Annotated in this window: 13 protein-coding genes; 3 read left to right on the plus strand and 10 right to left on the minus strand. The window is 67.0% G+C overall.

Going from position 1 to position 14,491, the window contains the following annotated elements; genetic code table 11:
• Nucleotides 1-35: 35 nt before the first annotated feature.
• Nucleotides 36-482 (minus strand): response regulator, encoded by a 447-nt coding sequence (locus tag IPV08_RS17945; protein WP_207412868.1) that lies wholly within the window; start codon nt 480-482, stop codon nt 36-38.
• Complete coding sequence (locus IPV08_RS17950) at nt 479-1,585, minus strand: PAS domain-containing protein (RefSeq protein ID WP_246748018.1); 1,107 nt, start codon at nt 1,583-1,585, stop codon at nt 479-481. Before IPV08_RS17950 ends, IPV08_RS17945 begins: the two co-directional genes overlap by 4 nt.
• Before the next feature lie 376 nt (nt 1,586-1,961).
• On the opposite strand from IPV08_RS17950, the gene IPV08_RS17955 reads away from it, so the two are divergent.
• A complete protein-coding gene (locus tag IPV08_RS17955) occupies nt 1,962-3,416 on the plus strand; it encodes an AmpG family muropeptide MFS transporter (RefSeq protein WP_207412870.1) in 1,455 nt (484 codons plus the stop codon).
• A gap of 2 nt (nt 3,417-3,418) precedes the next feature.
• The gene (locus tag IPV08_RS17960; RefSeq protein ID WP_207412871.1) at nt 3,419-4,381 is read left to right on the plus strand and encodes an EcsC family protein; all 963 of its coding nucleotides are present in this window, start codon (nt 3,419-3,421) and stop codon (nt 4,379-4,381) included.
• A 9-nt stretch (nt 4,382-4,390) separates the two neighbouring features.
• On the opposite strand, the gene IPV08_RS17965 is transcribed toward IPV08_RS17960, so the two are convergent.
• Nucleotides 4,391-5,722, minus strand: a complete 1,332-nt coding sequence (locus IPV08_RS17965; protein WP_348646151.1) for a leucyl aminopeptidase family protein — start codon at nt 5,720-5,722, stop codon at nt 4,391-4,393.
• Between the two features lie 233 nt (nt 5,723-5,955).
• Between IPV08_RS17965 and IPV08_RS17970 the strand changes: the two genes are divergently transcribed.
• Nucleotides 5,956-6,765 carry a tetratricopeptide repeat protein gene (locus tag IPV08_RS17970; protein WP_207412872.1) on the plus strand — a complete coding sequence of 270 codons (810 nt, stop codon included), beginning with the start codon at nt 5,956-5,958 and terminating at the stop codon, nt 6,763-6,765.
• Between the two features lie 63 nt (nt 6,766-6,828).
• On the opposite strand, the gene IPV08_RS17975 is transcribed toward IPV08_RS17970, so the two are convergent.
• The 7 genes from IPV08_RS17975 to cpaB all read right to left on the minus strand — a co-directional run.
• Entirely contained in the window at nt 6,829-7,791 is a 963-nt protein-coding gene (locus tag IPV08_RS17975; protein ID WP_207412873.1) for a type II secretion system F family protein, read from the minus strand.
• A 5-nt stretch (nt 7,792-7,796) separates the two neighbouring features.
• The gene (locus IPV08_RS17980; protein WP_207412874.1) at nt 7,797-8,765 is read right to left on the minus strand and encodes a type II secretion system F family protein; all 969 of its coding nucleotides are present in this window, start codon (nt 8,763-8,765) and stop codon (nt 7,797-7,799) included.
• Nucleotides 8,762-10,210 carry a CpaF family protein gene (locus tag IPV08_RS17985; RefSeq protein WP_056432718.1) on the minus strand — a complete coding sequence of 483 codons (1,449 nt, stop codon included), beginning with the start codon at nt 10,208-10,210 and terminating at the stop codon, nt 8,762-8,764. The genes IPV08_RS17980 and IPV08_RS17985 overlap by 4 nt, the downstream gene beginning before the upstream one ends.
• Before the next feature lie 27 nt (nt 10,211-10,237).
• Nucleotides 10,238-11,482 carry an AAA family ATPase gene (locus tag IPV08_RS17990; RefSeq protein ID WP_207412875.1) on the minus strand — a complete coding sequence of 415 codons (1,245 nt, stop codon included), beginning with the start codon at nt 11,480-11,482 and terminating at the stop codon, nt 10,238-10,240.
• A gap of 70 nt (nt 11,483-11,552) precedes the next feature.
• Nucleotides 11,553-12,287 (minus strand): CpaD family pilus assembly protein, encoded by a 735-nt coding sequence (locus tag IPV08_RS17995; RefSeq protein WP_207412876.1) that lies wholly within the window; start codon nt 12,285-12,287, stop codon nt 11,553-11,555.
• A 74-nt stretch (nt 12,288-12,361) separates the two neighbouring features.
• Nucleotides 12,362-13,858 carry a type II and III secretion system protein family protein gene (locus IPV08_RS18000; protein WP_207412877.1) on the minus strand — a complete coding sequence of 499 codons (1,497 nt, stop codon included), beginning with the start codon at nt 13,856-13,858 and terminating at the stop codon, nt 12,362-12,364.
• Nucleotides 13,859-13,874: 16 nt separating this feature from the next.
• Nucleotides 13,875-14,491 (minus strand): Flp pilus assembly protein CpaB (gene cpaB / locus IPV08_RS18005; protein ID WP_207412878.1); only part of this gene is annotated, 617 nt, incomplete at its 5' end.

The raw sequence follows: 14,491 nt of genomic DNA on the forward strand, positions 1-14,491 counted from the left end.
GATCGAGCCTTCGGTCCCGGCGGCGGCCGAGGCGGCTACAACTCGTGGCCCGGTGCACCATGGGTGGCGAGCCGGAACCCATCCAGCCCGTCCGCTTCAGGCTGGCCGCCGGCCCGTAGCGCGGCCACGTAACGCAACGCGCCGGCGACGGCGCGCTCGGAATAGGGCTTGGCGATGACTCCCAAAGCCCCGGCGAAATCCGCCGGAATGCGTTTGTCGTTGGCGGTCATGAACACGACGCTCGTGCGCGGGTCCGAACTGAGCGTCCTCGCCACATCGATGCCTGTCGGACCGTCGATGAGGTGAATGTCCACCAGGGCGATATCGGGCACCGTGGTACGTCCGAGCTCGATGGCCTCGGAGGAGCTTCCCGCCACGCCGACCGTGACATAGCCGAGGTCGTCGAGCAGACATTCGAGTTCGAGGGCGATGAGCGCCTCGTCCTCGACGACGAGAATGCGCAATCCGGGTACGTGGCTCACCCTGCCTGTCCCATCGCGGCTTCGCGCGGTGGGGCTGCGGTCGGCTTCCTGATCTCGTGCTGCAACGGAATGACGATCTCGACGCGCGTCCCCGTTCCGGGCTCGTGCCAGGTGATGACGCCGCGCAACTGTTTCACCACCATCTCGACCAGGGAACAGCCGAACCCGGCTGGGTTCGACACGCCCGCCGTCCGACCGACACCGTCATCCTCGATCAGGAGACGCAAGCCGGTCTCGCATTGGCGGGCGGAGATGGAGACGCGCCCCTCCCGGTCGTTTGGGAAGGCGTGGCGCACGGCGTTCGTAGCGAGTTCGTGGAGCATGAGCGCCAGAGGCGCCGCGATGGCGGCCGGCAATGAGATCGGATCGATCTCGGCCGTGACCGCGGTGCGCGCCGGATCGATGCTGGCGGTGAGGTCGGACAGGAAGTCGTCGGCGAACTCTTCCAGGTTGAACCGCGTGACGTCTCCGGCCGAATAGAGCATGCGATGGACCATGGAGAGCGCCCCAATCCGCTCCGCCATTCCCTGAAGGGCGTCCCGCGCCTCGCCCTGGGGGGTTCGCCGCGCCTTCAGCAAGACCAGGGAGGAGATGACCTGCAGGTTGTTCTTGACCCGGTGATCGACCTCGTGAAGCAGCGCGGTCTTCTCGTCCAGGGCGGCCCTCAGGTCTGCGGTCTGTTCGTTGACCTGCCGCTCGAGTTCGTCGTTCGTCCCCTTCATGGCGAGTTCGAGCACGTGTTTCTCGGTCATGTCGGCCTGGGCGGCGTAGAAATAGACGAGCTCTTCCGCATCGTTGCGGACCGGCGTGATCGTCATGGCGTTCCAGAAGGAGGTTCCGTCCTTGCGGTAGTTCTGAAGCTCCACTTCGACTGGAACCTGCCGGCGCACGGCCTCCCGAATGCGATCGATCGCCCGAGGGTCGGTATCGGGTCCCTGGAGCATCCGACAATTATGGCCCTGCAACTCCTGCCGGGTATAACCGGTGAGATTCAGAAAGGCGTCGTTGACCCAGACGATGGGGTTGTCGGCGAGGCGGGGGTCGGTCACCACCATGGGCGTGGGACTGGCAGCGAAGGCCATGGCGAACATCTTGGCATCCATGAGGGCATTACCCACCGGACGGAGTTCGGCCGAAACCGGGTTGTTGCTGCTGTCCATCATCCTGACATCACGCCTACGCCGCCGCTCGAACGATGACAGCACTTCGACGGTACTGACCGACCCGACCGCCCCAAGAGATAAATCGAGGCCGATCTGCCCCGTCACTTCGACTCGTCAGGTCGAAATATGTCCCATTGCAAGCCAATAGCTACCTACAAAGACCATGCACTCTTTAAGTTCCTGGTGACCATTCTTCATCCCTGTCACACGGGGCCGTTGTCGCCGCGACGCATCGTGGCAACCCACCGGACGATCCACCCACCGACGAGCATGGCAGCCGACCTTCAAGGGTCATAAGCCTTCAGGAGTTCCACGAATGGCTCAAAGTGCAGCGGTAGCGGGGAAGGCGCGCTCCAAGCTCGCCATGCGGGATATCTTTGAAGATCCCCGCATCATCCTGATGCTGGCCCTCGGCTTCTCGTCCGGCCTGCCGCTGCTGCTCGTGCTCGGCACGTTCTCGACGCGGCTCGCCTATTCGGACGTGGACATCAAGGCGATCGGCCTCTTCAGCTATCTGGCGCTCCCCTACACCCTGAAATTCCTCTGGGCACCGCTCATCGACCGTTTCGACGTGCCGGTCCTCAGCGCACGCATCGGCCGCAGGCGCTCGTGGATGATCGCGACGCAGGTCGCCGTCGCCCTCGCGCTCTCGCTCATGGCCACGGCCAACCCGGCGAGCAGCCTCGTCCTCCTCGGCCTCGGCGCTTTCCTCGTGGCGATCTGCGCCGCAACCCAGGACGTCGTCATCGACGGATGGCGCATCGATGCCGCCGGCACCGATCTGCAGGGCGTCATGGCGGCGACCTCGAACCTGGGCTACCGCCTGGCGCTGATGTGCGCCGGGGCGGGGGCCTTGTTCATCGCCGACTGGGCGGGATGGTCGGTCGCCTATTTCAGCATGGCCGCGCTCATGGGTGTGGGCATGATCGCCGCTCTCCTGGCCCCCGCCTTCGACAGACAGCATGACGAGGATCCGGAGGCCAAACCGGCACGGCCCGATGGTGCACCGGCGAAGGTCTGGTCCTTCCGTGGCGCGGTGCTCGAACCCCTGACCGAACTCCATACCCGCCTCGGCCCGAGCCTGTGGGCGATCCTCATCCTGGTCGCGTTCTATCGCATGCCGGATTTCATCTCCGGCGTCATGGCGAGCCCGCTCTATCGGCAGATCGGCTTCACCCTCACCGAGATCGGCGCGGTGTCGAAGCTCTACGGCATCTGGGTCGGCATTGCCGGCGCCTTCGTCGGGGGCTGGGCGATGACCCGGCTCGGCCTGTTCCCCACCCTCGTCATCGGGGCGTTCCTCGGGGCGGCGTCGAACCTGTCCTTTTCCTGGCTCTCCTATGGCGGGCCTGAAGTGTGGCGGCTGACGGCGGCGATCTCCATCGACAATTTCTGCGGTTCCTTCGCCGGAATGGCGCTCATCGCCTACATGTCGAGCCTGACGGCACCGGGCTTCGCGGCGACGCAATACGCGCTGTTCTCGTCGCTCTACGCGCTTCCAGGCAAGCTCGTGGCCGGCACGTCGGGCTTCATCGTCGCCAGCTACGGCTATCCCGTCTTCTTCGCCTTCACCGCGGCCGTGGGCATTCCGGTGGTGATCCTGTGCTTCTTCGTCGGACGCGCCGGCGAGCGCAGCGCGGCCCGCGCCGCCGCCGAGACCGCGGCCTCGGGCGACACCGAGACCGTGAGCGGGAACCATTCTGCGGGCCTCACGCTTGCTTCCGGCGATCGGCCCGGCGCGCCGGCACCCGAAACACGGATGAGACCCTAGTCGTGAGCAACATCTCCCTCGTCGACGATACCCGCTCCACCCCGGCGGAGACCTCCACCGGTTCGAACCTCAGTGATGCCGACCGTGCGGCCCTCGTCGGAGCCGTCCGCACCTTGGAGACGCCGGGCCTCGCCGCGCGGCTGTCCTCGGTGGCCGGTGCGCCCCTCGACATGATCAGCCGCAGCCTTCCGGCTCCCGTGACGGAAGCGGTCTCGCGCGCCACCGAGGGGGCGATGCGCACGGCCCTGCGCGTGGCCCTCGCGACCCTGCCCGAGGCGGAGAAGACGATCGTCCCGGCAGCGGCCGCCGGAGCGACCGGCTCCGCGGTGGTCGACGACCTCCCCACCCCAGCAGCCTCCACGGCGGGCGAGCGTTTCGCGCGCTTCCTGCCCACCGGGGATTTCGGGCACAAGGCGATGGCGGCCCTGTCCGGCGCGGTCGGCGGCGCGTTCGGCATCGCGACGCTGCCGCTGGAACTGCCGGTCTCGACGACCTTGATGCTGCGCTCCATCGCGGAGATCGCTCGCGAAGAGGGCGAAGACCTGTCGGACCCGGAGAACGCGCTGGCCTGCGTCCAGGTCTTCGCGCTCGGCGGACGCAGCGGCGCCGAGACGGCGTTGACGGAAAGCGGATATTTCGCGGTGCGCGCGGCTTTGGCCAAGACCATGTCGGAAGCGGCGCGCTATGCCGGCAATCGCGCCCTTCTCGACGAGGCGGCTCCGGCCCTGATCCGGTTCTCCACGCAGATCGCCGCGCGGTTCGGGCTGGTGGTCTCGCAGAAGGTCGCCGCGCAAGCGGTGCCGATCCTCGGCGCCGTCGGCGGTGCTGCCGTGAACACCGCCTTCATGAACCATTTCCAGGCGATGGCGCGCGCACATTTCACCGTGCGCCGCCTGGAGCGGACCTATGGCAAGGACGTGGTGCGCGTCGCCTACATTGCCGAGAAGGCACAACTCGCGGCCTGAAGGCGCCCGCTAACGGGCCGGATAGTGCTCCTTCAGAAGGGTATAGACGAGGCGGGCGGTCTGGACCTCGCCTCCTTCCGGCCGGCCGGGTTTCGTCGAGGGATTCCAGCCGTACAGGTCGAAATGCACATGCGCCCGCGTCGCCGGCGCGAACCGCCGCAGGAACAGAGCCGCGGTGATCGCGCCTGCGAAGGGTCCGCCGGACACGTTGTTCAGATCAGCCACCTTGGAATCGAGCAGGCTCGCGTAGGGCTTGTGAAGCGGCAGCCGCCAGACCGGGTCGACGGCCTCGTCACCCGCCTTCGACACGGCCGTGGCCAGTGCGTCATCCTCCGTGAAGAAGGCCGGGAGATCGGGCCCTAGGGCGACCCGCGCCGCTCCGGTGAGGGTCGCGAAATCGATGAGGAGATCGGGCTTGTCCTCATCGGCCAAAGCGAGGGCGTCGGCGAGGATCAGGCGCCCCTCGGCATCGGTGTTGCCGATCTCCACCGTCAGCCCGGCACGGCTCCTGAACACGTCGCCCGGCCTGAAGGCGTTGCCCGCGATGGCGTTCTCTACCGTCGGAATGATGAGGCGCAGCCGCAGGTTCAGACCGGCCCCCATGATCATCGCGGCGGCGGCGAGGGCGGCCGCCGAGCCGCCCATATCCTTCTTCATCAGCAGCATGCCGCTCGACGGCTTGATGTCGAGGCCGCCCGTATCGAACACGACGCCCTTGCCGACGAGGGTGACTTTCGGCGCGTCCTCATCCCCCCAACTCATGTCGATGAGGCGGGGCGCGCGGGGCGAGGCCGCGCCGACCGCGTGGACCAGGGGAAATTCGCGAGCGAGATCCGACCCCTCGGTCACCGAGATCAGTGCGGAATGTTCCTCCGCCAGGGCCCTGGCGACGGCTTCGATTTCTCCGGGGCCGAGATCGTTGGCGGGAGTGTTGACGAGGTCGCGCCCGAGGGCGACGGCCTGGGAGATCCGATGGATCTCGGCCGCATCGACGCCTTCCGGCGAGACGAGGAGCGGTCCCTTCGGCATCGGCTTGCGGTAGCGCGCGAAGCGATAGCTTCCGAGCAGCCAGGCCAGGGAGGCGGCCTGCATGTCGAGGGAAGCCCTCGGTTCGAGACGGTAGGTTCCGGGCGGCAACAGCGAGGGCAGTTTGCCAGCGAGGAAGGGATCGGCCCCGTCGCCGAGGCCGAACAGGATCCGTTCGATCGTCCCATCCTCGGCGGGAAGAAGCGCCACCCGCCCGGCTTTCGGCAGGAAGTCGGTCGCTTTGGCGAAGGCCCTGTGCCTCGGGCCGAGCTCCGCTTCGAAGCCGCTCCACTCGTCGCTCCGGAGGCAGCAGATCGGTAGGGCGGAGGGATCGTCGGCGCTGAGATGGGACAGGATGGATTCTCGGGGGCGTTGCGTGGCGCGGCCGGCTGATCCGCTGAAGCCCTAAAGTCGGGTTAACCGGCGATTAGGGTTAACGGTCTATCACTGCGCCACCGGTGGCGTGAAGCGTCGACCGGCAGGCTCGTGCGGAGCACGTCATGGTGTCGTTGCGTTCAGACCAGCCTCATCCAGGTTCGCCGACTCCCATGCGGTTGCCGCTACGCCTGGCCGGCGTGGCGCTGCTCGGCCTTCTGGCGAGCGCCTGCCAGTCGCGCTCTCCGGAAACCACGGGCTCCATCGGCGGCTTCTCCCTCAAGAACTTCGGACGGGCGCCGGACCGCAACGTCGTGAGTCTGGGCGACGTCGACGCGCTCGGTCAGAAATACAATGCCGACCAGAACGATGTCGGCCTCGCCCTGCGCTATGCGCAGGCACTCCGGGCCACGAACCAGAAGCCCCAAGCCGTGGCGGTGCTTCAGCAGACGGCTCTGCGCAACCCGAAGAATTCGGCCGTTCTGGCCGCCTACGGAAAGGTCCTGGGGGAGGTCGGGCGCTTCACCGAAGCCGCCGAAGTGCTCCAGAACGCCCATACCCCGGCGCGGCCGGATTGGCGTGTCCTGTCCGCACAGGGCGCGGTGGCCGACCAGATGGGCGACCATGCCCGCGCGCAAGGCTTCTATGAGGCCGCCCTCAAGATCCAGCCCAACGACCCCACCGTCCTCTCCAATCTCGGACTGTCCTTCGCGCTGGCAAAGCAGCTCGACCAGGCCGAGGCAGTGATGCGCGTCGCCGTGGCCCAGCCGCGCGCGGATGCACGCGTGCGCCAGAACCTCGCTCTGGTCCTCGGATTACGGGGCAAGATCGCGGAGGCGGAAGAGGTCACCCGCGGTGACCTGTCTCCGGAAGATGCGGCGGCCAACGCCGCCTCCCTGCGGGCCATGTCCGCCCCGGTGCGACAGCCCAGAGCCGCGAAATACCCCGGACGCTCGCCGGCCGGCGAGTTCCCGCCGGGCTGAGGGACATCCCGATCGCTCCGAGCAGAGCGGCGGACCACGCTCCCCTGAGACGCGGATACGGCCTCAGCGGTAGATCTGGATGATTGCCGGCGTCAGGATGACGACGAACAAAACCGGCAGGAAGAACAGGATCATCGGCACGGTCAGCTTCGGCGGCAGGCCGGCTGCCTTTTTCTCCGCCTCGTTCATGCGCTGGTCCCGGCTTTCCTGTGAGAGCACGCGAAGGGCCTGACCCACGGGCGTGCCATACCGCTCGGCCTGGATCAGCGCGGTCGCGACCGCCTTGACGGCATCGAGGCCCACGCGGTTGGCGAGGTTCTCGAACGCCATGCGCCGATCCGGCAGATAGGACAGTTCCGCTGCCGTGACGGCGAGCTCCTCGGCCAACGCCACCGACTGGGTGACGGTCTCGATACTGACCCGGCGAATGGCGTGCTCCACTGACATGCCCGACTCGACGCAGATCAGCATGAGGTCGAGGGCGTCGGGCCATGCCGCCCGGATCTCGGCCTGGCGCTTCTTGGTGGCATTGATGAGGTAGAGTTCGGGTGCCTTGATGCCGACCAGCAGGGCGGCGATGACCATCATGAGGCGGACGGTGACGGAGTAATCCAGGATCTTCAAGACGAAGAGATAGACGATCGCCGCGAGCCCGACCGCGATGGGCATGACCATCCGGAAGAACAGGAACCCGGTCTCGGCGCCGGGCGAACGGTATCCCGCCATCACCAGTTGCTGCCGAGCGGTGTCGGTGCCGAGCCAGCGGCTCAGGTTGAACTGGTCCACGACCCGCTTCATGTAGGCCTTCGGCGCCACCCGCAGCGTCGACCTGTTGTTCAACCGGTCCCGCTCGCGCCGGCGCAACTCCTCGCGCTCCTCGCCGATGAGCTTCATGCGCTTGTTGAGCTTGTCGGGCTCCAGAAGCGGCTGCAGCAAGGCGAAAGCCGTCGCGGCGGCCGCCACGCCGGCCAACACCATGCCGATGAAGCGCGGGTCGATGAGCTTTTCGCCGATGACGGACAACATGGGCGTCAGACCTCGAAGCTGATCATCTTCTTCATCACGAAGATCCCGATCGACATCCAGATCGCAGAGGCGACGAGGGCCATCTTGCCGGTATTCGTCGTCCAGAGCAGCGCGACGTAATCGGGGCTGGAGAGGTAGGTCAGGACCGCCACGACGAAGGGCAACGCCGCGATGATGCCGCCCGACGCCTTGGCCTCCATGCTCATGGCCTGGATTTTCCCCTCCATCTTCTTTCGTTCACGCAAGACCCTCGACAGGTTGCCGAGAGCCTCCGACAGATTGCCGCCGGACCGGCCCTGGATGCCGATGACGATGGCGAAGAAATTGACGTCGGAGACGGGCACCCGCTCGTACATCCGCACCATGGCGTCGCCGAGAGTGAGACCCATGGTCTGGGATTCCACCACCTGGCGGAACTCGCCACGGATCGGCTCCTGAGCTTCCCGGGCGATGATCCGGAAGCAGTCGCCCACCGGGATGCCGGAGCGCACGCCGCGGGTGATGATGTCGATGGCGGTGGGTAGTTCGGTGATGAAGGCCTTGATGCGCTTCTTACGCAGGAAACTCAGCAGCCATAGAGGCAGGCCGAAGGCGCCGGCGAAGAGGCCCGCGAGAGTCGCGAGCGTATTTGCGGTGAGGACGAAGACGACGAGACCGGTGACGACGGCCATGAGTGCGGAGACGGCGTAGAATTTCTGCTTCGACCAATCCAGCCCGGCGCGGGCGATCTTGAGCTCGAGCGAGACCTTCGTCCCGCCACGCTTGGCCTCCACCTCCTTCAGGCTCCTGGCCACCTGCTCACGTCGGCTCGCCGTCGCCACGCGCTGGGCAGGAGACGTCACCACGCTGACGGCCTGCCTGCGCTTGGCCGCGCGGCTCTCGCCCGACAGGAGCGGCGTCAGCACCACATAGGCGACAGCCCCGGCGGCGATTGCCGCGAGCCCGACGGCAAGGGGCATCTGCAGCCCGTTCATGGGGTGACGGCGCCGTCTGAAGCCGCGTCGAGGGCGGCCGCCAGGGCCTTCTCCTCCCCGTAATAGCGCGCGCGCTCCCAGAAGCGCGGACGGCCGATGCCGGTGGAGCGATGGCGTCCGAGAAGCTTGCCGTTCGCGTCCTCGCCCAGCACGTCGTAGACGAAGAGGTCCTGGGTGATGATGACGTCACCTTCGAGGCCCAGCACCTCGGTGATGTGCGTGATGCGGCGCGAGCCGTCGCGCAGGCGCGTCGCCTGGACGATGATGTCGATGGATCCAACGATCATCTCGCGCAGGGTCCGCGACGGCAGGCTGAAGCCGCCCATCGTGATCATCGATTCGATACGGGCCAGGGCCTCGCGCGGGGAATTGGCGTGGAGCGTGCCCATCGAGCCGTCATGGCCGGTATTCATGGCCTGGAGCAGATCGAACGCCTCGGGGCCGCGCACCTCGCCGACGATGATCCGCTCCGGCCGCATGCGCAGGCAGTTCCTCACGAGGTCGCGCATGGTGACCTGGCCCGACCCCTCCATGTTCGCGGGCCGGGTCTCGAGGCGGACCACGTGGGCCTGCTGCAGCTGCAGCTCGGCCGCGTCCTCGCAGGTGATGATCCGCTCGTCCTCGTCGATGTAGCGCGTCAGGCAGTTCAGCAGGGTGGTCTTTCCGGACCCCGTACCGCCGGAAATCACCACATTGCAGCGGACGCGGCCGATGATCTGGAGGATCCGCGCGCCTTCGGGCGAGATCGCCCCGAAGGTCACGAGCTGGTCGAGGGTGAGCTTGTCCTTCTTGAACTTGCGGATGGTGAGGACAGGCCCGTCGATGGCGAGCGGCGGCGCGATGATGTTGACGCGGGACCCGTCGGGCAGGCGGGCGTCGCAGATCGGTGAGGATTCGTCGACGCGCCGGCCGACCTGGCTGACGATGCGCTGGCAGATGTTCATCAGCTGCTGGTTGTCGCGGAAGCGCACATTGGTCAGCTGGATCTTGCCACCGACCTCGATGAAGGCCCGGTTGGCGCCGTTGACCATGATGTCAGCGATGTCGTCGCGGGCCAGAAGCGGCTCCAGCGGCCCGTAGCCGAGCACGTCGTTGCAGATGTCGTCGAGGAGTTCCTCCTGCTCGGCGATGGACAGGACGATGTTCTTGAGGCCGATGATCTCCGAGACGATGTCACGGATCTCCTCGCGCGCCGACTCGACGTCGAGACGCGACAGCTGCGCCAGATCGATGGCCTCGATCAGCGCGCCGAAGATCATGCTCTTGGTGCGGAAATAATCCTCCGACTTCACCGTCTCCCGGACCGGGACGGGCCGCTCCGCCTGCGGTTTCTTCGCCTCGGCGGCATGGTCGTCGAAGACCGGGATGGAGGCCGATGGCTTGGGTGCCGACGGAACCGCGATGGTGGCCGCGACCGCCGTGCCGGTGCTCCTCCTACCGAACATGACAGGGCTCCTCACGGTTCGGGGCCATCAGGACGCCTTGCGTCGGGACAACCGGGACAAGAGGGGCTCGAACAGCTTCCCGCGGGGGCGGCGCGCCTCGGGGCGGCCGATCATGCGTGCGGCGAGCTCGGAGAACACATCCGATGCCTTGGCGCCGGCCTGGACCTCGGCGATCATCTGGCCGTTATTCGCCGCCGTGCCGAACAGGGCCGGGTCATAGGGAATCGTCGCCGTCAGCGTGGCGTCCAGGGCCTTCGCGAACTCGCCGGCCGAGATTTCCGGCCGCTTCGGCACGCCGACGCTGTTGAGGACGATGCGCGGACGGGCGTCGTTCGGCCTGTTCTGCTGCAGCAGGGTCAGCAGGTTCTTGAGGTTGCGCAAGGAGGCGAGTTCAGGCTGGGCGACGACGATGATCTCTTCGGACGAGATCAGCAGGCGCCGGGTCCAGGCCGACCAAGTATGGGGGACATCGAGGACCACGCAGGGCACGGCCGCCCGCATCAGGTCGATGAGGTTGTCGAAGGAGGTCTCGTTCAGGTCCGTCGTCCGGTCGAGGGTGGCGGGCGCGGAGAGAAGAGAGAGATTGTCGCTGCATTTCGAGAGCAGCCGGTCGAGGAGATTCGAATCGAGGCGCTCGGGCGCGAAGACCGCTTCAGCGATGCCCTGCGGCGGATCCTGGTTGAAGTTGAGGCTCGCCGACCCGAAGGCAATGTCGAGATCGGCGATGACGGTGGCCATCGCGTGCTCGCGTGCCACGGTCCAGGCGAGGTTGTGGGCGATGGTGGACGAGCCGACGCCGCCCTTGGCGCCCACCACCGCGATGGTGCGCCCCACCGGGCGGGCTCCGGGCGCGGTGAACAGGTCGGACAGGGCCTGGATCAGGACGACCGGCTCCACCGGCGCCATCAGGTACTCGCTCACGCCGCGCTGGATGAACTGGCGGTAGAGCTGCACGTCGTTGACATGGCCGATGACAACGACCTTCGTCCCTTCGTCACAGACTTCCGCAAGGGAATCGAGGATCTCCAGGGGACGCGACTTCGCGCTCTGCGTCTCGATGATGACGACGTTCGGCGTGGGCGCGTGACGGAAAGCCTCGACGGCGGCGGGACCGCCGCCCATCTGGATCTTGATCTGCGCCTTCTGCAGCCGCCTGTCGCTCCCGGCGGCCTCGATCGTCGCGGCCGTTTCGCCGGTCTCGCAGAATGCCTGGATCGTGATCCGCGGCACCGGAGCGATGATGCGCTCGGGTGACTCGTTGATATCGGGCATGGGGCGGGGTCCGGTCTCTGGTTGGAAACGAAGGCCGAAGCTCTGTCGAACGACGGAAGGGGAGCGTCGATCAGTTATCGATGGCTGCCTTCACCGACGTCTTCCCATCCTGGCGCCATATGGTTGACGGATCCTTGCCCTCGCGCAGTTTGTTGATGTCCATGGTGCGCTGGACCGCGTCGATGCGCCCCTCAGGGCGACCGCGCACGAGGTCCACCGGATCGGCGATCTGGCTCGCGACATTGGACTGCATGGCGCAGCCGAGGTTCCAATGCGTCTCGTTGCGCGCGGAGAAGGCAGGGCTTCCGGCCCCGAGATCCTGGGGCCACAGGCCGCATTGGTTGCCGACTTTCGCCTCCAGGCGCCGGAAGCTGAGGCGCAGGGGCGAGGCGAGGAATGGGTCCGCCACCGCGTAGCCGGTGACCACCATCTGCCCTCCGCCGACACCGTTCTCTGCACCCAGCCTGCGGATACCGGCACCGGTCCGCTCCACGGCTGCGCCGAGCGACGGCGAGACGCCGCGCGGCATGTCGAGGATCACGGTGCCGCGCCCGTAGCGGCGGAATTCCAGCAGGAAGGCCTCGATATCGGCGCGCTGTCGCGGATCGATATGACCGGTACCGGTGACGAAGACATCGAGCGAGCGCGTGTCGTCGGCGAGCACGATGGGATGACGGGTCCGGTAATCGGCCGGATAGAGCGAACCGGTGGTCTCGGCGCGGTCGGCGCGGCAGGCACCCAAAGTCGTGGCCAGGGCGATCGAGGCGAGCACGGCGAGGGGGGAGCGGAACGGGATGAGTGACATGGGGGTCGGGTCCTGATGGGGCCGGGGCCGCTTCGTCCTGCAATGTCGTGGCTGCGCGGATCTCGCACGGGGCGTCAGTCGGTGATGAAGCCGACGCGTCCGCGATACGTGGCGCCGAGCGGCGCTGTGCGAGCCGAACCGTAGACCCGGTTCAAGCGTCCGAGCAGGATCGCCTGGCCGTCCTGGGCATCGATGAAGCCGTCATCTGGCCGCGCCACCTGCTTCGCCTCCATCGCCTTGGCGATGTAGGGCGTCACCATGATCATGAGTTCGGTTTCCTGGCGCTGGTAGTCGCGCGAACGGAACAGGGCTCCGAGGATGGGCAGGTTCACGAGGCCGGGCAGACCGCCGACGGAGGCCTTGTTGCGTTGCTGGATCAGACCGGCGGTCATCATGGTTCCGCCGGAGGCGAGCTCCACCGTGGTCTCGGTCTTGCGCAAGGTGAAACCGGGCACCGAGACCGTGGAATCGCCCTGGGTGAAGGTGAAGGAGTTCGTCTGGTCGATCTCGGAGACCTCCGTCGCGACGCGCACCGAGATGCGGTTCTCGGCCATCACCACCGGCGTGAAGTTCAGGGTCACGCCATAGGTCTTGAACGTGATGCCGGTGGTGCAGACGCCGCCGGTGCAGTTCTGGGTGGCGGGTACGGGAAGCTCGCCGCCGGCCGTGAACTTGGCGGATTCCCCCGAAATGGCGGTGAGCGTCGGCTCCGCGAGAATGCGCGAGACGCCGGCCTGCTCGAAGGCGCGCAAGGTCGCCGAGACGCTCGCCCCGCCGCCTGCATTGATCGTCGCCCTGATCTCGTTCCCGTTCGGGAACTGCCCGCCATTGAGACCGAACGGCGCGACGTTCGCGAGGTTGAAACCGGACCAGTTGCCGCTGAGATTGACGCCGAACTGCTTGAGCACCGTCCGTGCGACCTCGACCACGGTGACGCGGAGCATCACCTGATCCTTGCCCCGGATGGTGAGGTTGTTGATGACCGCGCCCTTCGCGCCAGGACCGCCGGCACCGCCGCCGGACTGACCAACGAAGGCAGTGGCGATGTCCATGGCCTGGGCCGCCTCCGCAGCGGAACCGACCGTGCCGGACAGGATGAGGGAATCCCCCGCGGTCCGGATGTCGAACCGCCCGCCAACGATGCTCTGGAGCAGGATCTGCCGCAGGGTTCCGAGCTTGAGGTCGCGCGCCACGGTGACGTCGAGGGCGGTGATCTGGCGGCCTTCGGCATCCATGATGAAGATCGAGGTCGCTCCGTCTTCCATGCCGATCACGAAGACCTTGCGGGTCGAGCGCACCACGGCGTTGGCCACTTTCGGATTGGCGACGAAGACCTCCTTGGCGTCGCGCGGCAGGTCGATCACGAGGGAGCGCCCGGTCGTCAGCTCGACGCGGCGCGAGGTGCCGGATTCATTGCCCCCGACATCGACGATCGGGGCGGGCGTGAAGCTGTCTCTCGGCGCCGCCACGGCGGGCGGGGCCGGGAATGCCAGCCCCACGAGGGCCGCGAACGCGGCCAGGCTGCCCACGCGGACGCGATGTCTCGTGGTCATCGAAGAATCCTTGAACATCGCGCGGTTCGGCATCTCAGCGACGCGGTTGTTGTCTGGCGACGCCGAAGCGCACGACGGTGATCGCGGAATCCTGCTGCGTCTCGGGTACGGCATCCACGGTTCGGCCGGCATCCACGAGGCTGCGCAGGGATAGGGAGAGCTGTCCCACCTTCTGCGCCAGGGTGACGGTTTCGGCCTGGGACGGGGTCAAGGCGAGGGTCGCCGTCTCGCCGGTGACGACATTCGTCCCGTTTTTCTCCTGGACGATCTGGCCGACCGCGAGCACGCGGATGTCGGTGAGCAGGGTCTCGGAGATCTGCGCCTCGCCACCGCCGGACCGCGAAGCATCCTCGTCCCGATAGGTGCGGATGACGTCGACATGGTCGTTGGGGAGGATGAAGCCGCCGGCCGAACTCGAGCCGCGCGTATCGGTGACGATGGCGACGGCACGCATGCCGGAGGGCAGGATCGCCGCCATGAAGCCGCCGTCGGACCGCGCGATCTTCTGCGGGCGGATCGGCTCGCCCGCGAGGAAGGCGCTGCGGGTGATCGAACCGATGATGGTTTCCATGGCGTTGGGCGACACAGAGCGCGTCATGTAGCCGATGGTGATGGCCTGGTCGGGCCAGGGCTGCCAACGCAGGTCGGCTG

Origin of the sequence: Methylobacterium sp. SD274 (genome assembly GCF_017355285.1) — a bacterium.
In the GTDB taxonomy this organism is placed as follows: Bacteria; Pseudomonadota; Alphaproteobacteria; order Rhizobiales; family Beijerinckiaceae; genus Methylobacterium.

Coding starts and splice junctions, on each gene's coding strand:
- IPV08_RS17995 (WP_207412876.1), bottom strand. CDS start 12,287: ATGTCACTCATCCCGTTCCGCTCCCCCCTCGCCGTGCTCGCCTCGATC.
- IPV08_RS17985 (WP_056432718.1), bottom strand. CDS start 10,210: ATGTTCGGTAGGAGGAGCACCGGCACGGCGGTCGCGGCCACCATCGCG.
- IPV08_RS17975 (WP_207412873.1), bottom strand. CDS start 7,791: ATGTTGTCCGTCATCGGCGAAAAGCTCATCGACCCGCGCTTCATCGGC.
- IPV08_RS18000 (WP_207412877.1), bottom strand. CDS start 13,858: ATGTTCAAGGATTCTTCGATGACCACGAGACATCGCGTCCGCGTGGGC.
- IPV08_RS17970 (WP_207412872.1), top strand. CDS start 5,956: ATGCGGTTGCCGCTACGCCTGGCCGGCGTGGCGCTGCTCGGCCTTCTG.
- IPV08_RS17950 (WP_246748018.1), bottom strand. CDS start 1,585: ATGGATGCCAAGATGTTCGCCATGGCCTTCGCTGCCAGTCCCACGCCC.
- IPV08_RS17955 (WP_207412870.1), top strand. CDS start 1,962: ATGGCTCAAAGTGCAGCGGTAGCGGGGAAGGCGCGCTCCAAGCTCGCC.
- IPV08_RS17980 (WP_207412874.1), bottom strand. CDS start 8,765: ATGAACGGGCTGCAGATGCCCCTTGCCGTCGGGCTCGCGGCAATCGCC.
- IPV08_RS17990 (WP_207412875.1), bottom strand. CDS start 11,482: ATGCCCGATATCAACGAGTCACCCGAGCGCATCATCGCTCCGGTGCCG.